This window comes from Desulforegula conservatrix Mb1Pa, from assembly GCF_000426225.1.
GTDB lineage: Bacteria > Desulfobacterota > Desulfobacteria > Desulfobacterales > Desulforegulaceae > Desulforegula > Desulforegula conservatrix.
The window spans coordinates 1-19,330 of sequence record NZ_AUEY01000074.1; the positions used below are offsets into that span (position 1 = coordinate 1).

Consider the following 19,330-nt stretch of genomic DNA (forward strand, 5'->3'; position numbering starts at 1 on the left):
CTGGTGGGCCCGGTCAAGGATAAGCAGTTCCATGTATTCAGAGGGCTTGCAGCTGGCGAACAGCCCGACATGGGTTACAAAAACACAAGACTTTCACCAAAGTCCATAGCTTTCCCGGCATCTGAAACCATGCTGGTTTATAATCTGGACGAAAATGTGGAAGGCCATCATATAATGAAAGAGGCTGAAAAGGATTATTCAGCCCAGGCCGTAATCGGCATCAGACCATACGACGCCAAGGCTTTCAAACTTGTTGAACTCAACTTCAACAATCCTGATTATCAGGATCCTTACTGGGTAAAGGCTTATGAATGCACAACCTTCATAGGCCTTGCGATCAACAGCCCTGACCAGTTTGATTTTTCCACAAGCTGCGGAACAGGGCCATTTGATGACTCGGCTCTGGATGTAATGCTTGTTGATGCTGGTGACAGCTACCTTGCAAAGGTGATGACAGACAAGGGATCTGCCTGGATGAACGCTGCGGGTTTTTCAGCTGAAGCAGGAGCAGACGCTGCCGCAAAGATAGACAGCATGAAAGCAGCAGCTGAAGCAAAGATCACTTCCAAGGTTTCGTTTGACAAGATCAAGGACAAAACCATACTCGATCTTTTCAATGCACCTTTCTGGAAAGAAGTTGCCTTCGGATGCATCAACTGCGGAACATGCACATACGCATGCCCGACATGCTGGTGCTTTGATATCCAGGATGTGACAAAGGGAAAGAACGGCATACGCACCAAGAACTGGGATTCCTGCATGACTGGCCTTTTTACGGTTCACGCTACAGGTCACAATCCAAGAGAGCACGAGTGGGAGCGCACACGCCAGAGATTCATGCACAAACTCAAGTACTTCCTTGACAAGTATAACCAGGGAATCATGTGTGTGGGCTGCGGCCGCTGTGTTGAGCAATGTCCTGCCAACATAGACGTTCGTGAGGTATGTAACAAGATGAACGCATATAACCCCGGCTGTTAAGAGCTGGAATTTAGATGCTGGCTTTGTTTTCCGCTCTTGATAAGGGCGGAAAACCGCCGGGCGAGGAGAACATATGCAGAATCCATATAAACCATATCCGGTGCGCATAGACGATATTCAGATTGCCACCGAAGATAAGAGCCTCAAGACCTTCAAGTTTGTATTTCTTGATCCTGAGGACGAAAACAGATTTGCCTATCAGGCAGGTCAGTTTGGTGAACTTTCGATTCCTGGTCAGGGCGAAATTCCGATTGGTATTGCCTCCTCTCCTACAGAGAAGGGCTTTGTGATGTTTACCGTATTCAGGACAGGTAAGGTCACAGGCTATCTCCACGAGATGAAGGTGGGCGACATAATGGGTATCAGGGGGCCACTCGGCAACTGGTATCCGTGGGACATTCTTGAAGGCAAGAATATCCTTATAGTAGGCGGTGGTTTTGCTTTCACCACACTCAGATCATCCATCAAGATGATGCTTGATCCTGCCAACCGCAAGAAGTTCGGACGAATTGACGTTGTATACGGCGCAAGAAGTCCCGGAATGCTTCTTTACAAGGAAGAACTGATGGAATGGCAACAGCGTGATGACATAAACATGCACATCACAGTTGACAGAACTGATGATCCGAACTGGAAGTATCATACCGGCTTTGTTCCAGCAATTACCGAGAAGGTCGCGCCGCCTGCAAGCGATGACACTTATGCAATTATCTGCGGCCCGCCTGTAATGATCAAGTTCACCCAGCCTGTTCTGGATAAACTTGGATATAAGCATGACCACATAATTATGAGTCTTGAAAACCGCATGAAGTGCGGAATAGGCATGTGCGGTCGCTGCAACATAGGTAAGGAGCTGGTCTGTAAGGACGGCCCGGTATTTACACTTGAAGAGCTCAACAAGACTCCGAAGGAATACTAAGAAGTATTCGGGGTTTGAATATCCGGTTTTTCCTAAAGGTTTATTTATTGACAATAAATAATGTTTAAGATAGAAAAGCCGGAATATTTTTCGAGAATAATTGGGGTATAACCAATAAATTATATTACAGGAGGCTCTACGTAAAATGGCAACTAATGTAGAATTTCAGGGTAAAACTTTCGTAGTTGATGAGGATGGTTTCCTCGAAGATTTCAATACCTACACTGCAGAGTGGGTTGATTACTGCAAGAAGGAAGAAGGTATCGAAACTCTTTCTGACGAACATTGGCAGGTAATTAACGTTCTTCAGGACTACTACAAGAAGAACGGCATTGCGCCAATGGTTCGCGTTCTTTCAAAACTTACCGGTTTCAAACTCAAGCACATCTATGAGCTCTTCCCTTCAGGACCTGGTAAGGGAGCTTGCAAGATGGCTGGTCTTCCAAAACCAACCGGTTGCGTATAGTTTCTATCTTGCTATAATGCTTGTTAAAAGGCTCTGCTTTAAAGCAGAGCCTTTTTATTTCCATGTTTGTATTATTCTTCATAAAGATTTTCGACAAAAATTTGGTTTCTTGTCCTATAATCACACAATCAGGAAGTCTTTGCAGAGCTTATTAAAAAGCGATTCTCCGAAGGCATTTATAACTGAGAATAAGACATGGCCACAAAAATAAGTAGTCGGAGAGATGCAATGCACATGCTGAACGTCAAATCCAGATCACGAAACGAGCTAATCGACATAACTGCCGATGTGACTGAATATGTTGCAGCGTCATGTGTAACGGATGGTTTGTGTATAGTCTTTACACCCCACACCACAGCAGCGATCACCATTAATGAAAATGCTGATCCTGATGTACCAAGGGATTTTGTCTCAGCTCTTTCAAAGGTTTTTCCCGTTGATATGGATTTCAGGCACAATGAGGGGAATTCGGATGCTCACCTGAAATCAAGTGTAGTTGGCTGTTCTGAGTTAGTGATAATTCAAAATGGCAGGCCTTTGCTCGGCACATGGCAGGGGCTTTTTTTCTGTGAATTTGATGGCCCGAGAAACCGCAAGGTTTTTATAAAAATGATAGGATAAATAATCAATTCATGAGTAATGGCAATGCAAATATTAGATGAAACTGACAAGAGAATCCTTAATCGCATACAGTCTGATTTTCCTATAACCGAGCGCCCTTATCAGGCCATTGCAAAGGACCTTGGGCTTGATGAAAAACTGGTCATCGACCGAGTCAGGAGGTTGAAAGACAGCGGAATAATAAGGCGCATAGGCGGCAATTTCGGGCCTGAAAAATTAGGCTATTGCAGTACACTGTGTGCAGCTCAGGTACCAGAAGACAAAATAGATGAATTTGCCATGGTAGTTAACAGTTACCCTGGTGTTACACATAATTATCTGAGAGAACATCCACTTTATAATGTCTGGTTTACTTTTATTGAACCGACAAGAGAGACTATTGAGACAAATCTTAAGGAAATCTCAGAAAAAACCGGGGTTAAGAAAATAATCAATCTCCCGGCAACCATGGTTTTTAAGATAAAGGCTCATTTTAATCTGTAATTAAAAAGAATGCCTGAGAACATCATTAAAATCGCCATTGCCATCAGTAACTCCCAGGTTGGCAAAATTGCTTTGAATATAGAAGCAATGAAAAGACAGGTGAATGAAGCTGCAAGTAATGGCGCTTCTCTTATCTGTTTTCCAGAAATGAATATAACCGGTTATTATAACAGCCTTGAGCTGAAAAACTGGTCTCTGCCAAACGAATGCCCTGAACTTGACATTATTTTACAACTTGCTTCAAGTTTTTCAATCACCATTCTTGCCGGATTTTCCGAGATTGACCCTGAACAAAATGTGTATGCCACCCACGGCGTATTTTATCCGAACGGCCAAAAATATTTTTACAGAAAACTTCATATTGCACCACCTGAAAAAGGAATTTTTCAAAAAGGCAGTGAAGTTCCGGTGTTTGATTATCTTGGTGTAAAATTTGGTGTTCAGCTATGCTATGACGCTCATTTTCCAGATCTTTCCACAATAATGTCGCTTAAGGGTGTTGATTTGATTTTTTTCCCCCATGCGTCACCCCGCGGAAACTCTGAAAAAAAAATGCTGTCGTGGTTGCGTCATCTAACTGCCAGGGCTTTTGACAACGGAATCTATGTCGCAGCCTGCAACCAGTGTGGAGAAAATGGAAAGGGGCTTTCATTCCCCGGTGTCGCACTCGTTGTTTCACCATCAGGAGAACTTGAGTCTTCTCTTCTCACCGAGAATGATGATATACTTTACCTTGAATTCTCAAAAAAAACGCTGGCTGATTTCAGATCCAGCAGAATGAAGTACTTTCTTCCAAACAGAAGAACAGACCTTTTTGATTTATAATTCACCAAATTTTTGAGCTATTGCACAAAAGGAACAAATATATGAATCTGAAATTAAGATTTTTTGCGTCAATATTTTTTATTCTGTTCTCAATTTCAGCGGCCTTTGCAGAGGATTCAGCACCAATAGCGCCAGATGCTACTTATCAAAGCCAGATACAGCAAAAAAATTCCAACGATCATTATGATCTTGTATCTGCTGTCAGAATCAAGCCTCCTGTTACATTCTGCGGAGAGAACGTGCCTGTAGAGAATGCTGATGTAAAAGAAAGGCTTGAGACAGAGCTCCTTTTAATGGCCTGGGACAAAGCCCAGACAGTACTTTGGATGAAAAGGGCAGGGAGATATTTTCCTCATATTGAAAAACAGCTTAAAGAGAAGGGGCTGCCTGATGATATTAAATATATTGCAATAATTGAAAGTTCACTCAGGTCCGGAGTTAACTCAAGTGCCGGTGCTTCGGGATTCTGGCAGTTCATAGAATCAACGGGCGCAAAATATGGACTCGATGTTAATCCTGTTCTTGATGAACGCAGGAATCTGGTTCTTTCAACAAATGCGGCTCTTCAGTATTTTTCCAGCCTTCATTCTCTGTTTGGAACCTGGTCACTTGCTGCAGCAGCTTATAATATGGGGGAATATGGGCTTAAGGAGAGAATAGAATCTCAGGAAACCAGGGATTATTACAATCTTTACCTTCCCAATGAAACAATGCGGTATGTATTCCGGGCAATTGCGGTAAAAATGATTTTCTCAGAACCCGCCAAATACGGTTTTAATCTTAACGGTGATGATGTCTATAAACCTGTCGAGGCAGATCAGGTTACGGTCAGCTGTCCATATAGAATAAGTATTATGCTCATATCAAAGGCGGCCCAGACTTACTATAAAACAATACGAGATTTGAATCCTGAGATTAAGGGCTCTTTCCTTGAAAAGGGTGAATACAAATTATCTATTCCAAAGGGTTCTTTATCAGGTTTCATTTCCAGATTTGAGGCTAATTTGAGGGATAATAATCTCCTTCACTTTTACGGGATAAGAAAAACCCATGTTATAAAAGAAGGAGAAAGTATCAGTATCCTGTCAGAACGATTCGGTGTAAAGCCGGAAACCCTCAAGAAATGGAATGGGCTGGATTCTGAAAGTGAGATGGTTGCCGGTAAAAAAATTATTTATTACTCGAGAATGTAAATTGATTTTCAAACTGTCCCTTTATCTCTGATTAATAATATTATCCTTGATTTTACTGTAAATTTTTTGCGGAGCTTTTTCAAAAAGCGACCCGCCGACAAAAAGCTGACGTCTGATTACGAGCAAAGTACGCTATAATCCGACCTTCGAATTGCCCATACACGGCACAGATTTTGATTTTTATAAATACTTGTGTATAACGCGGATGTTTAAATCATTCCTTAGATTAAAAGGTTTATCCTTTTTTTAAATTAAAGCAGGCGGTTTTAGAAATTTGAATATGAATACCCGTATTGTTGATACTATTATGAGCAAGAATGAGGCATTGAGTGTCTCTGGCTTGAATAATTCTGGAAAGGCTCTGCTCATCAGCGAGCTGTGCAAAAATCAGAAAAGACCTGTCTGGATAATTGTTGAAACCCAGAAAGATGCCGACAGGATTGCCTCAGACATATCTTTTTTCAGTCCTGACACAGAAGTCGAGTTTCTGCCGCCATATAATATTCTGCCTCTTAAAAATCTTTCAAAAGGCCCTGACTCCTCTGACAGTAGAATAAGTCTTTTTTACAGGCTGATGAACAATGAGTTCAAGGGTGCTATCATTATCACTCCTGAAGCTCTTATCCAAAAAGTTATTCCTGTCAAATCCCTTTCTGATAATCTTGATCTTCTTATAAAAAACGAATCCATTGACCTTGACGCATTCATAAGTGGTCTCATGGCCTGCGGGTATGAGAGGGCCGCAATTGTTGAAAATCCTGGGGACTTCTGTTTAAGGGGAGGTATTCTTGATGTTTTCTCACCAATATACAGTGAGCCTCTTAGATTGGAATTTTTTGGGGATGTCGTGGATGACATCAGATTTTTTTCCCCTGAAACCCAGAAAAAAACAGGAACTGCGCATGAGGTTGTTATTGTTCCTGCAAAGGAGACCATCTTCAGATCGAAGGATGCTGACGCAATAATAGGCAGAATAAGAAAACATGCGGCAGATTGCGGCCTTACCGCTAAGCAGGCCAGGGAAACCATTGACAGACTTAAGAATGAGGGGCTTTATCAAGGCATAGAGACTCTTCTTCCTTTTTTCCATGAAACCCTTGGTAGTATTTTTGATTATATATCTGAGGGTTCTGTTTTTATCGTCGATGAACCAAGATCCATTGAAAAGAGAGCCCGTGACTTCAGGGAGCTTGTGCATGATAATTTTGAAAAATCAGTATCAGGCGGGAAAATAGCATCAGAGGCTGATCAGATAAGCCTTTCCTGGGAGGATGCGTCAGGCTTTATTGACAGACTTAAACCCTTGATTTTCAAGGATCTTGAAATCACGGACAGCCAGCGCGTTATAAAAGATCTTGATGTAAGCTACGAGGATAATTCTGATCTAACTACAAAGCTTAAAAATATTTCAGGTCGTGAGAATCTATTTGGCCCACTTGCTGACTGGATAAATATCAGAAAAGAGCAGGGCCTTTGCGTACTTCTTCTTGCCGCAACAAAATCCCAGGCCGAAAGACTTCATGAAATAGTGTCAACTTATGGAGTTAACGCTCACCTCATGACTGGCTGTCCTGATTTCGTTCGTCAGCAATCCATGGTTTATGTTTGTACAGGTAGATTGTCCAAGGGGTTCACATGGCCCGATAAAGGCTTAGCCGTCGCTGTTGAAGATGAAATATTCGGACTCAAATACCACAGGAGAAGAACAAGAAAGCCTTCAAGCATAAGAGAGAGCTTCCTTGCCCTTGAAGAACTTGCCAGCGGCGATCTTATCGTTCATTCCGAACACGGGATAGGCATGTACCAAGGACTTGAGAAACTGAGCTTTGGGCCTGTTGTAAACGATTTTCTTCTTATAACATATCAGGGCGGTGATAAACTTTTCATACCTGTTGACCGCATAAACACGATTCAGAAATACCTTGGAGTAGAGGAGCATGTTCCTGTCCTTGATAAAATGGGTGGAAAATCCTGGGACAAGGCAAAGGAAAAGGCAAAAAAAGAAGTTGAGAAAATTGCTGGAGAGCTGCTCGCTCTTTACGCAGCTCGAAAGGCCCAGGAAGGTTACTCATTCGCTCCTCCGGATCATTTTTTCAGGGATTTTGAGGCATCGTTTCCGTATGACGAGACACCAGATCAGCTTAAGGCCATTGATGATGTTCTTGGCGACATGGGCAGTTCTATACCCATGGACAGGCTTGTATGCGGTGACGTTGGCTACGGCAAGACAGAGGTCGCATTAAGGGCTGCCTTCAAGGCTGTCAGCGACAGTAAACAGGCCGTAATTCTTGTTCCAACGACTATCCTCGCAGAACAGCATTTTCGGTCTTTTAAGACAAGATTTGAAAGATATCCTGTAAGGCTTGCTTGTCTTAACCGTTTCAGAACCAAAAAAGAACAGCATGAGATTGTCGAAGGTCTTAAAAACGGTTCTATTGATATAGTTGTCGGAACCCACAGACTTCTTCAAAAAGACATAGAATTCAAGGATGTTGGCCTTATTGTAATAGATGAGGAACAGAGATTCGGGGTAAAGCATAAGGAGAGGCTTAAAAATCTCAGGAAAACCGTAGATGTTTTAGCGCTCAGTGCAACTCCTATCCCAAGAACCCTCCATATGTCCATGATGGGTATAAGGGATATCAGCGTGATAGCGACGCCTCCTGAAGAAAGGGTTCCAATAAAGTCCTATCTTTCTGATTATGATGAAAGCATCATATCAAAGGCTGTAAGGTTCGAGCTTGCAAGGGGAGGGCAGATATTCTTCGTCCACAACAATATCGGTTCCCTTGACGCCAAAGTCGAGGAAATCAAAAAGATAGTTCCTGAAGTAAGAATTGGAACTGCCCACGGTAAAATGTCCGAAGAAGAACTTGAAAAAAGCATGATAGGATTCATCAACCGTGATTTTGACATGCTTGTCTGTACGACAATTATCGAATCGGGCCTTGATATCCCATCTGCCAATACAATGATAATAAACAAGGCTGACAGATTCGGTCTGTCCCAGATATATCAGCTTAAAGGAAGAATAGGTCGCGGATCTGAGCAGGCCTTTGCTTATCTTCTTCTTGATGAAGGCGCGACAATAAGCAAGGATGCCCAGAAGCGTCTTAAGGTTCTTATGGAATACAGCGACCTTGGTTCAGGTTTTCATATTGCCATGAGCGACCTCCAGATTCGAGGAGGAGGAGCGGCCCTTGGCGTGTCCCAGTCTGGTCATATTGCAGCTGTCGGATATGATATGTTCCTTCAGCTGCTTGACGAGGCTGTCGCGGATATGAAGGGCGAGCCAAAAACAGAAGCCCTCGAACCTGAAATAAACATAGTCATGTCTTCATTCATTCCTGAATCATATGTGCCTGATCTTGATCAGAGACTGCATATTTACAGACGTCTTTCACGGATGACGAATCTTAATGAGATAGGCGCTTTCAGGGAAGAGATGACAGAAAGATATGGAAAACCGCCTTTGGAGGCTCTGAATATACTTCTCAAAATTATGATCAGAATTCTTGCAATCAGATGTGGTATAAAAAGGGTGGATCTGAGTGAGACAACACTTGTTCTGCAATTTTCTCCAATTCACCTGAAAAAGCCTTTTGCCCCTGCCGAATATGCGGCCTCCAAAAAAGGCTCCTGCGTATTCACATCAGACAATACTCTAAAGATCGACCTTGGAGAACAGAACATAACCCAGGCGCTCGCCAAGGCCAGAAATGTATTGAAAGAGCTTTCGGCCCGTGTTAACAATTAACGCTTTATTTATTCAAGGTATTTAAAAGGCTTTTTAGAGGCTGCGGTGAAAAAAAAAATTATAATACACCTTTTATTAGCAACACTTCTTATAACTTTTTCAGGTTGTTCCTTTATCCCGAAAGACAAGGATAAGGTTCTTGTAAAAGTCGGGAAGAAGTCAGTAACTGTTTTTGATTATAAACAGGCGCTTGAGCTGGCCAAGACCGCTTATCCGCACAATGTGACCCAAAATCCCGCTGAGTTTAAAATCGTTCTGAATGAACTTCTTCACGATCTTGTTGAAGAGCTTATTCTTCAGAATGCTGCGGAGTCCATGGGAGTTACCATATCAAAAGAAGCTCTCAAGGCCGAGGTCGACAGAATAAAGGCTGATTATCCGGACAATACGTTTGAACAGATGCTTTTAGAAAATGCCATACCTTATGATGCCTGGGAGGACAGGCTCAGGATACAGCTTCTCATGGATAAGGTAATTAACGAGGCGCTTATCAAAAATGTCGTTGTAACCCCTGAAGAGACAAAGGAATATTATAATAGCATTTATTTGCCTGAGCATGGAGGAGTGCCTGAAGAGGGAATGACAGAAGAGCAGATTACAAAGTCCATCCTCGAGAACCTTAAAAGAAAAAAAGCAGAGGATGCATATGAGGATTGGCTGGGCAAAGTGCAGTCTCAATACAAGATAGATATTAACAAAGCCGAATGGCAAAAAATTATTTCTCAGAATGCCGGATAATATAATGACAAAAAAAAGTTTTAGAGTATCAGCTGTTTTTACAATTATTACCATTTCTGCCCTTGCCTGTATGTTGCTTGACAGATCTGTATTAAATGCCCAAACTACTGTTGTGGATAGAATCGTTGCAATTGTTAATCAGGATATTATTACGCTTTCAGAACTCACAAAAGCAACTGCTCCTTATGAAAAAATGGTTAAGGAAAAAAAATATCCGTCAGAACAGGAGCAACAGCTTGTTTTCAAGATAAGAAAAGATGCCATTGAAAGACTCGTTGAAAAGGCCTTAACTGATCAGGAAGTTAAAAAATACGGCATAACGGTTTCTGACAAGGAACTCGATTCCTCTGTGGAGCGCTTTAAAGAACAAGGCGCTCTTAATGACGAAGATTTCAGAAAAGCTCTTGCCAGGGAAGGGATGACTCCGGAAGGCTTCAGGGAAGAAACAAGGGGCAGAATTCTCAGGTCAAAACTCGTTAATGCCATGGTCAAGTCCAAAATTGTCATCACTGAAGAAGATATCAAAAAATACCACGAAAAAACCACAGGCACCAAAGATGACGGTAAAATGCATCATCTTTTCCACATCCTGAAATCATATGAAAATAAAACAGATTCTGCGGGCGGTATTTCTCCGAAAGAAGAAATGGATCAGATTTTATCAAGGCTGAAAAACGGAGAGGATTTCTCTGTTGTTGCAAAACTGACGTCTGAGTCGCCAACAGCTGAATCTGGAGGAGATCTAGGATTGTTCAATATCGGAGATCTTTCTACAGAAATCAAAGGCGCTGTTGAAAAATTAAGTCCAGGTGAGTTTTCGGACGTTGTTCAGACTTCCCAAGGGTATCAGATTTTTTTTCTGAAGGAAATTGTGGATGCTCAGTCAAAGTCCTACACGGATTCATCGAGTGAAATTGAAGAAAAATTATATAACGAAATAATCGAGGAAAAATTTAAGACCTGGCTTGATGGTCTTAAGGAAAAGTCATACATAAAGATCATTAACTAATAAGTCATGAATCAGGAGTTGTGTGGTAACAAATGGAAGAAGGAGGGATGCAGAGAGATTTTGGTGATTATTTCAGGAATGCCCGCATGGAACATGGCATATCCCAGGAATCACTTTCAAAACTGACTAAAATCCCACTCTACCATATTGTTTCACTTGAAAACAGTGATCATGAAGCCCTGCCGGAATGCGTTTATGTCAAAGGGTTCATAGCTGCCTGTTGCGGAGTACTCGGTCTTAAGTCTGAAGAGATGGCTGCTTTTTACATGGAACGCAGACGGTTGTATCTTCAAAATAAACGAGTCAAAAAATCTGGCTGGGCCTATAGAAAAACTGCACTTTTGATTATCCTTTTGCTTCTTTGCATTTACGCGTTTAATTTATATTTGGATACCGGCTTTTTTGTCAGCAAAATACCTGAAACCACGGCTTCCGTTGAAACTCAATCAGAAGAAATAATTCCTGCAATTAAAGAAAAAGAAATCATTCTGACGCTTCAGGGTAAAGATACTGCTTTGGTCAAAATGATTATTGACGGTGATATTCCAAAAAAAATAGATATAACCAAGGGCATCAGGTTTGATTTTACCGCAAAGAGAAATTTCAATCTTTTGATAGAAAACCCCAAAAATGTTGAAATTAGTTTTAATGGTAAGCCTTACGTGATCCCAGGAAATGATCAGACTGCCAATGTTTTTTTTCCGTAGCTGATGATTGCTTCATAACTTACTTTTCATTTTTCAGGCATTTGCAGATGAATTCGTTTTCAGCCCAGAGCATAATACTCTGGAAGAAAGAATATGGAGAAAATGATCTGATCATTTTTCTTCTTGCTGAAGGGTATGGAAGAATCACTGCCATTGCAAAGAATGCAAAAAAAAGTGTAAAGCGTTTTGGTGGGGTTCTTGAACTTTTTACCCTGATTGATGCGGAACTTAAAACCACGAGGAACCAGGCATTTTACATTCTTTCAGAGGTTTCCCTCGAGTCCCCGTATGAAAGAATTAGGACGGACTTCTTAAAGACCGCCCATGCCAGCTACTGGGCAGAAATTCTTAATGGCTGGATAGAAGAAGGCCATCCCCAGGATGAGATTTTTCAGCTCTTCAGAACCTCGCTTGAAAATCTTGATGAGGACAGAGTACCTGCTGAAACGCTTGGAATAATATTTCAGATAAAGCTCCTGCAACTTTCCGGGCTTTCTCCTGATTTCAGCTCTTGTTTAGGGTGTGGCCTGGAAATAGATCGTATCCATGATAAGAGGCTTTTGTTTGATATCAAGGATGGCAGAACAATCTGCGGTTCATGTTCATCCAAAAGCCATGATGGAAAGAAATTAAGAATTTCCAAGGGCACACTGAATGAGCTGAGATGGATTCAGAAAAATACTTGTTCCATGGCCATGCGTTTACGCCTTAATCAAGTATCGATAAGTGAAAGCAGGGCTATCTTAGAGAGATTTCTTCCTTTTCATATGGGCAAGGACATTAACAGTCTCCGTTTTTTGAACATTTTGAGACACGAAATATAGATCCGGAGTTTTATAAATGGATATAAGAAAGATTATTGATGCCAATCCCTTAAAGGCTTCGGCTCCGTGCAGGGTGGATCTGGGCGGAACCCTCGATCTCCCTGCTATGCATTATCCCCTTAAGCATATTTCACCATGCACCTTTAATATAGCCCTTGATATGAGGACGAGAATAAAAATCAGTCCTTATGCTATTGGCAAAGTAAAGATCAGCTCCAAAGGATTTGATGACGCCGAATTTGATTCTGATGCTCTTCCTTTCAGGCATCCAATGGGGCTTATTTTTGCCATAGCCGCTCATTTTAATCTTGATGGCGTCCATATTGAAATATCTTCTGAATCTCCTCCAAGAAGCGCACTCGGAGGATCTTCCGTTGCTGCTGTCGCTCTTGTGGGCGCAATAAAATATCTGCTATCTGAAAATAAAGGACTTGAGCTTGTTTCTGATCCTTTATTCAGAAAAGATGTCTGTCTTACTGCCCACGCAATTGAAAGCGGTACAGCCGGGGTCCCATGCGGTTATCAGGATCAGCTTGCTGCAGCTTTTGGTGGGGTAAATCTCTGGTCATGGCTTGCATGCGCGAATGGCAATCCATATAAAAAAGAAGAAATTCCTGTAAAAAATAAGTCACTTAAAGATAATATACTCGTTGCATATTGCGGAAAGCCCCATGTGTCGGCTGATGTCAATTCAGAATGGATGAGACGTTTTGCTGAAGGCGAAAGAAAACCATGGATAAAAATTTCAGATCTTACACGCAGGTTTTATAAGGCTTTTCTTGCCTCTGACTGGAGTTCGGCTTCTACCATAATGAACGAGGAGACAGAAATTCGCCTTGAAATGACTCCGGATGTACTTGATGAAACAGGCAAAAAGCTATATGAATCAGCAAAAAAAATACAATGCGGTTCAAGATTTGCCGGAGCAGGCGGAGGCGGATGCGTATGGGCGATAGGATCGTCTGATAATATATCGAAGCTCAAAAATGAATGGGCCGGTATTCTTGAATCATCAGATGGCGGCAGTCTGCTTGAAACAGACGTCGATACCGAAGGTTTCAGGATAGATGAATGATTTACGGATCAATTGTATTTGCCTCCGGTTAGGCAATCTGACCCTCTAAACCAAGGTTAGATGACCACATAAGATTTGTGAGTATTACACTTGATAAGGCGTGTGCCTCAAGCGGGTCGCTTTTTTCAAAAAGCGACCCGCCGGAGGCACACGCATCTGGTGCGCAAGCCTTAGAGCTTGAGCACCCTACGAATCGGCCTTTTTGACGGCAATTTAACCATACAAGGCCATTCTGCACAGATACCATAATAATTCAGTTTATGGCTATCTGGACTATAGTATATTTTTAGACGGCAATAGCCGTTCTTGGAATTTTTGAAACAATTTAAATCTCAGGGTATCTGATATGAATTTTCAGGACGTTGTTTTATCTCTTCAGAATTATTGGGCAGCCAAAGGGTGTGTTATTATTCAGCCCTTTGACATGGAAGTTGGAGCAGGAACTTTTCATCCGACCACACTTTTAAGGTCGCTTGGGCCAGAACCCTGGAACGTGGCTTATGTCCAGCCCTCAAGAAGGCCAAAGGACGGTCGTTACGGAGAAAATCCAAACAGGCTCCAGCATTATTATCAGTTTCAGGTGATTTTGAAGCCTTCTCCCGGCGATGTCCAGAAACTTTATCTTGAAAGCATGAAAACCCTTGGGATTGATCCTCTGGAGCATGACATAAGATTTGTGGAAGATGACTGGGAATCACCAACCCTTGGAGCGTCAGGACTTGGATGGGAAGTCTGGCTGGACGGCATGGAAATTACCCAGTTCACTTATTTCCAGATGTGCGGAAGTATTCCAGTCAAGCCTGTTCCTGTTGAAATAACCTATGGCCTTGAAAGAATCTGTATGTATCTTCAGGGCGTTGACAATGTATACGACCTCAGCTGGAACGGAAATGTTTCTTACGGAGATGTTTATCATCAGCAGGAAGTTGAGCATTCCACATACAATTTCGAAAAATCAAATCCTGAGCTATTGTTCGATCTTTTCAGTAAATTCGAATCAGAATCAAAAAGACTCATAAAAGAAGAACTCGTTCTTCCGGCGTATGAATTCTGCCTTAAATGTTCCCACGCCTTTAATCTTCTTGATGCAAGGGGAGCAATAAGCGTTACTGAAAGGACTGGCTACATAGGAAGAATAAGAAATATGGCAAGGGCCTGCAGTGAGACGTATCTCGCCCAGCGAGAGAAGATGGGCTTCCCGCTTATAAAGGGTTAAGCTTCCAGGTAATTCATTGAATAATGACAGATAATTGAGGTTATAAATGGAAAGTCTTTTGCTGGAAATCGGCTCAGAAGAAATACCAGCCGGATATATTGAACCGGCTCTTAATGCTCTTTCTGAAAAACTAATAGAAAGACTCGATCAGGCCAGGATTGGTCATGGCAAGGCAACAGTTTACGGAACTCCGCGCAGACTTGCCATAATAGTGGAAAATATCGCAAAGAATCAGGCAGATCTCGAGGAAGAAGTCATGGGGCCGCCTGTATCTGCTGCATACGAAGCAGATGGCAAGCCCAAAATGGCTGCCGTAAAATTTGCGGAAAAAGTTGGTGTTAAGGTGGAAGATCTTAAAACCAAGGATACTCCAAAGGGGCCATATCTTTGCGCCACAAGAATAGAGGCTGCCCAGCCTTCGGAAGTGCTTCTCAGGACAATTCTGCCTGAAGTTATTCTTGCTATTCCTTTTCCAAAAACCATGAGATGGGCGGATCTTAATATTACATTTGCCCGTCCTATTCAGAATATTCTTGCCATTCTTGGTTCAGAAATCATTCCTTTTGAACTTGGCAATATTGAAAGCTCCAACCATTCATTCGGTCACAGGTTCATGTCTCCTGAAAAAATCAGGATCAATACTTCGGATGATTATGTTCAAATGCTTCGTAAGGCCTTTGTTATAGCAGATATTGATGAAAGAAGAAGCATGGTAAAGGTCCAGATCGAGGAAGTTGCGGCCCAGACCGGAGGCTCAATTTCTGCTGACGAGGAGCTTGTTGATATAGTCAAGAACCTCGTTGAAACGCCTGAAGCTGTTGCAGGCAAGTTCGATGACAAGTTCCTGGAAGTTCCTAAAGAAGTTCTGATAACAGCCATGAGGCTCCATCAGAAGTATTTTGCGGTTGTTGATCCTAAAGGCGATCTTATGCCTTATTTCATAGCTGTAAATAATACCAGGGCAACTGACATGGCCCTTGTTGCAAAAGGCCATGAGAGAGTTCTTCGTGCAAGGCTTGAGGACGCAAGATTCTTCTTCAAGACAGATCTTGAGCATAAGATGGACGACTGGACTGAGTCTCTCAAAAAAGTGACCCTCCAGGCCAAACTCGGTACAATTTATGAGAAAGTCGAAAGGGTTAGATCCCTTGCAGCGTGGATCGCAGATAAAGCTGGATGCGATCAGGCAATGAAGACAAATGTCACCAGGGCAGCTTACCTTTGCAAAGCCGACCTTGTCAGTGATATGGTCGGAGAATTTGACAATCTCCAGGGAGTAATGGGCAGGGTATATGCCCTTGCAGCCGGAGAAAACGCTACTGTGGCAACAGCAATTGAAGAGCATTATATGCCTGTGTCATCTGGTAGCAAGCTGCCTGAGACTTTGGCAGGCGCTATTCTTGCCATGGCTGACAAGATGGATTCGATATGCGGGTGTTTCAGTGTTGATCTCATACCAACCGGAGCTTCTGATCCTTATGCTCTCCGCAGGCAGAGCATTGGTATTATCCAGATTCTTCTTAACAAGGAATTTGGAATCAATATGCGTGATTTTGTTTCTGAAAGCTGTGTAATGTTTGTTTTAAAAACAGATAAAAATACAGACCAGACCGTTTCCGAAGTCCTTTCCTTCATTGAAGGCAGACTCCTTAACATGCTTGTGGAAGAAGGAGCGTCAAAGGATGCTGCCCAGTCTTCAATTTCAGTATCGTCTGATAATATTCCGCATATATGGAAACGTGTTAAGGCCATAGACAAGTTCAGGCAGGAGGCTGATTTTGAATCAGCTGCGGCAGCTTTTAAAAGAATTGTAAATATCATCAAAAAAACAGATACGGCAGCTCTTGCAGAAGTAGATGAAAAACTATTTGCAAAAGACTGCGAACGGGATCTCTATTCTGCTTTTGCAAATGTACGTGATGACGTTGTTAAGCTTGCTGAAAATGGAAACTATGAAGAAGCTCTCGGCCGAGTTGCAGGAATCAGAGCAAGTGTGGATGCTTTCTTTGACGGTGTAATGGTCATGGACGAAGATGAGAAGGTGAGAAACAACAGGCTTTCCCTTCTTTCCAAAATGGCTGACACGTTCCTTAAAGTAGCAGATTTCTCGAAGCTTTCGGCATAATTGAGCGTCCGGGCGGTAAATTTAGGTATGCCTTGTATTGTTAAATTGCCGTAAAAACAGGCCAATTCGTAGGTCGGATTAGAGCGTCCTTTGCTCGTAATCCGACATTGATCCGAATGCCTCAGGGGAGGCAATGTTACCCTTATAAACCAACGAAGATAGGAATAATAAGGATATTCAATGTCACCATTCTTATGGTGAGTGCCGGCGGATCGCTTTTTTGTAAAAAAGCTCCGCAAAAAACTTAACCTATTTGGGTTTTTAAAGTTGGATTTTTTGATTGTAGATGACAAATCTGATTTTAGAAAATCATCGGCTAAAAACATCAAACGATTTTTGGTCGTAGGGTGTTCAAGCCGCTAGGTTTGCACAACACACCGAACAATGGCAGCATTTGATTCAATAAATATAATCGCTGAGAAACTTTTCAGCTTTTTTTGATATTGGTTCTTTAAAACCGATTGAACCACTAAAAAGGAGATTGCTAAATGGCTGGTTTTGACCCTTCAAAGGATAAGAAACTAAAGGAATGGAGATGCGAGGAAACAGGTCTTTTGATTTCCATTAATCAGTATGGTGAAGGAGATCCGAAGCTCCAGATTGGCCCGAGAATCCTTAAAGGCAAGGACGGCAATGACAGGGCGCCTGCAAAGGCTGGTCGTCTTTCTATTGAAGATGTTGACTGGCTGTATTCAATGATAGACGAAATCAAGCAGGAACTCGAAAGCTATGTAGCTCCTGAATAGTCTTTTATATTATAGTGATTTAGCCTTCTATTTTGGGTGCGTACATCTTTAGTACGCACCATTTCTTTTTTCCTTCCTCGAATTCTATTACAGTTTTCTCAAAATAAAGATTTATGGTATTTCAGGATATTTTTTGAGGCTTTAGATTATTATTGGTAGCTTGCGGACTCATAAAATATACATCTCAACAGCTATGAACGTATTGTTCTCAGGCATTCGACATAATAAGTTTTTGCCAAGCTTTTTTCAAAAAGCGACCCATCGGCGTTTTTAAATGCCAAAAGTCTGAAATGCTGAAGGACACATTATGAATTTTGACAAACTGGACAAGCTGAAAGCAAAAATAGGCGCCCTGCGTCCTTTTCCTGAAGCTGCTGTCCGAATTATTCATGAAAAAATTCTTCAGAGCTGGATTTACAACTCTATTTCCATGAATGGGAATACTCTCACGGCCAATGAAATCAAAATGGTTCTCGAAGGGGAAAAACTTCGGGGAAAAAGTTTGCGTGAGCACTTTGAGGTCATCAATCACAGAGATGCAATTATTTATATAGAAATGCTTGCTAAAAAAAATGAGTCTGTTTCTGAGGCCCTTATAAAAAGATCCCATCATATTTTGTCAAAAAACATAGATAATACTAATGCCGGAAAATACAGGAATATAAATATAAATTTTACTGAATCTGATCATGAGCCTCCTCATTTCAATACTATGACTGATGAAATGGCCAGGTTAATTGTCTGCCACAATGAAAACTTGGCAAAGATGCATCCTGTTGAAGTAGCCTCCAGAATCCATGCTGACCTAATAAAAATTCATCCTTTTATTGACGGGAATGGGCGAACTGCAAGACTCTTAATGAATCTTGAACTTATTAAATCTGGTTTCCCGCCCGCTGTTATTCCAGCCACCTTAAAAAAAGAATATTTTGAAACACTTGATAAAGCCCATATGCACAATGACTATGAACCCTTTATCGGGCTTGTTGCAGATGCATTGGAACAGAGTTTTGAGATATTCTTGGATAATCTAAATATGGAGATGATTGAATGAAGATCCGCTTAATAAATATTTTAGTCCTGATTGTGGTTACGCTTGTTCTTGTTTCAATCGTTTCTGTTCATGCAGCTATGCCAGGATTTGACTGTTCCAAGGCCACAACGGAGGTTGAGAAACTGGTTTGCTCTGATGATAGGCTTGCTGATCTGGATAAGCAGATGGCTGATGTATTCAGGGCTCTATTATCTGGTCTGGGAGAAAATGAGAAAAAGGCCGTGAAAAAAGAGCAAAATTTATGGCTAAAGTCTCGCCAAAAAATGCTGGATGCCTCACCAAGCAGAGAAGATAAATTGAAGACGCTTTCAGAGCTATACGAAACAAAGATAGCTGAACTTAATCTGAAAGCTGAGTTGTCTGTAAAAACTGCAGTTTAGAGTTTCACTCTGTTCTTAGTGAGTCTTGCAAGTTATTCAAATTGTCATTTTTTAAGCATTCCGGATTACAAAAGCCTTCGTAATCCATATTTTCATTGCAAAGCGGCTTAGAATCAAACTGCAAAGGCATTTGGAATTTTCGTGACTTTGGGCACCACCAGTCTCTAACGCGAACATTGCGTAAAATAATTTTCAGTCCAAGGCGAACCTG

At 41.8% G+C, this 19,330-nt stretch carries 19 protein-coding genes; 18 read left to right on the forward strand and 1 reads right to left on the reverse strand.

Features of this window, described 5'->3' with window-relative positions; genetic code table 11:
- The 18 genes from K245_RS0117780 to K245_RS25220 form a co-directional block, all read left to right on the forward strand.
- Window positions 1-981 (forward strand): 4Fe-4S dicluster domain-containing protein (locus K245_RS0117780; protein ID WP_027360294.1); only part of this gene is annotated, 981 nt, incomplete at its 5' end.
- Between the two features lie 73 nt (window positions 982-1,054).
- Complete coding sequence (locus tag K245_RS0117785; protein ID WP_027360295.1) at window positions 1,055-1,900, forward strand: FAD/NAD(P)-binding protein; 846 nt, start codon at window positions 1,055-1,057, stop codon at window positions 1,898-1,900.
- Between the two features lie 145 nt (window positions 1,901-2,045).
- Entirely contained in the window at window positions 2,046-2,366 is a 321-nt protein-coding gene (locus K245_RS0117790; protein ID WP_027360296.1) for a TusE/DsrC/DsvC family sulfur relay protein, read from the forward strand.
- Between the two features lie 228 nt (window positions 2,367-2,594).
- The gene (locus K245_RS0117795; RefSeq protein ID WP_027360297.1) at window positions 2,595-2,987 is read left to right on the forward strand and encodes a secondary thiamine-phosphate synthase enzyme YjbQ; all 393 of its coding nucleotides are present in this window, start codon (window positions 2,595-2,597) and stop codon (window positions 2,985-2,987) included.
- A gap of 24 nt (window positions 2,988-3,011) precedes the next feature.
- Window positions 3,012-3,470, forward strand: coding sequence for a siroheme decarboxylase subunit alpha (ahbA, locus tag K245_RS0117800; protein WP_027360298.1), 459 nt, complete (start codon window positions 3,012-3,014; stop codon window positions 3,468-3,470).
- A gap of 9 nt (window positions 3,471-3,479) precedes the next feature.
- A complete protein-coding gene (locus tag K245_RS0117805) occupies window positions 3,480-4,295 on the forward strand; it encodes a nitrilase-related carbon-nitrogen hydrolase (RefSeq protein ID WP_027360299.1) in 816 nt (271 codons plus the stop codon).
- 41 nt (window positions 4,296-4,336) lie between these two features.
- Window positions 4,337-5,488: a lytic transglycosylase domain-containing protein gene (locus K245_RS25215; protein ID WP_051284342.1), complete on the forward strand. Its 1,152-nt coding sequence runs from the start codon at window positions 4,337-4,339 to the stop codon at window positions 5,486-5,488.
- A 280-nt stretch (window positions 5,489-5,768) separates the two neighbouring features.
- On the forward strand, window positions 5,769-9,245 hold the full coding sequence (mfd, locus tag K245_RS0117815; RefSeq protein ID WP_051284344.1) for a transcription-repair coupling factor: 3,477 nt from the start codon (window positions 5,769-5,771) through the stop codon (window positions 9,243-9,245).
- Between the two features lie 45 nt (window positions 9,246-9,290).
- Window positions 9,291-9,983, forward strand: a complete 693-nt coding sequence (locus K245_RS0117820) for a SurA N-terminal domain-containing protein (RefSeq protein WP_027360301.1) — start codon at window positions 9,291-9,293, stop codon at window positions 9,981-9,983.
- Window positions 9,984-9,987: 4 nt separating this feature from the next.
- Window positions 9,988-10,992 (forward strand): peptidylprolyl isomerase, encoded by a 1,005-nt coding sequence (locus K245_RS0117825; protein ID WP_027360302.1) that lies wholly within the window; start codon window positions 9,988-9,990, stop codon window positions 10,990-10,992.
- Window positions 10,993-11,024: 32 nt separating this feature from the next.
- The gene (locus tag K245_RS0117830) at window positions 11,025-11,699 is read left to right on the forward strand and encodes a helix-turn-helix domain-containing protein (RefSeq protein WP_027360303.1); all 675 of its coding nucleotides are present in this window, start codon (window positions 11,025-11,027) and stop codon (window positions 11,697-11,699) included.
- A 47-nt stretch (window positions 11,700-11,746) separates the two neighbouring features.
- Window positions 11,747-12,523, forward strand: coding sequence for a DNA repair protein RecO (recO, locus tag K245_RS0117835; protein WP_027360304.1), 777 nt, complete (start codon window positions 11,747-11,749; stop codon window positions 12,521-12,523).
- Between the two features lie 16 nt (window positions 12,524-12,539).
- A complete protein-coding gene (locus K245_RS0117840) occupies window positions 12,540-13,598 on the forward strand; it encodes a GHMP family kinase ATP-binding protein (protein WP_027360305.1) in 1,059 nt (352 codons plus the stop codon).
- A 346-nt stretch (window positions 13,599-13,944) separates the two neighbouring features.
- Window positions 13,945-14,814, forward strand: a complete 870-nt coding sequence (glyQ, locus tag K245_RS0117845; RefSeq protein WP_027360306.1) for a glycine--tRNA ligase subunit alpha — start codon at window positions 13,945-13,947, stop codon at window positions 14,812-14,814.
- 46 nt (window positions 14,815-14,860) lie between these two features.
- Entirely contained in the window at window positions 14,861-16,939 is a 2,079-nt protein-coding gene (gene glyS / locus K245_RS0117850; RefSeq protein WP_027360307.1) for a glycine--tRNA ligase subunit beta, read from the forward strand.
- Window positions 16,940-17,427: 488 nt separating this feature from the next.
- Window positions 17,428-17,685 (forward strand): hypothetical protein, encoded by a 258-nt coding sequence (locus K245_RS0117855; protein ID WP_027360308.1) that lies wholly within the window; start codon window positions 17,428-17,430, stop codon window positions 17,683-17,685.
- A gap of 466 nt (window positions 17,686-18,151) precedes the next feature.
- A complete protein-coding gene (locus tag K245_RS0117860) occupies window positions 18,152-18,739 on the forward strand; it encodes a Fic family protein (RefSeq protein WP_198013922.1) in 588 nt (195 codons plus the stop codon).
- Entirely contained in the window at window positions 18,736-19,119 is a 384-nt protein-coding gene (locus K245_RS25220; protein ID WP_051284346.1) for a lysozyme inhibitor LprI family protein, read from the forward strand. The genes K245_RS0117860 and K245_RS25220 overlap by 4 nt, the downstream gene beginning before the upstream one ends.
- Before the next feature lie 4 nt (window positions 19,120-19,123).
- Here the strand turns inward: K245_RS25220 and K245_RS28370 are convergent.
- Window positions 19,124-19,330: hypothetical protein (locus tag K245_RS28370; RefSeq protein WP_232223848.1), on the reverse strand; the 207-nt coding region annotated here is incomplete at its 5' end.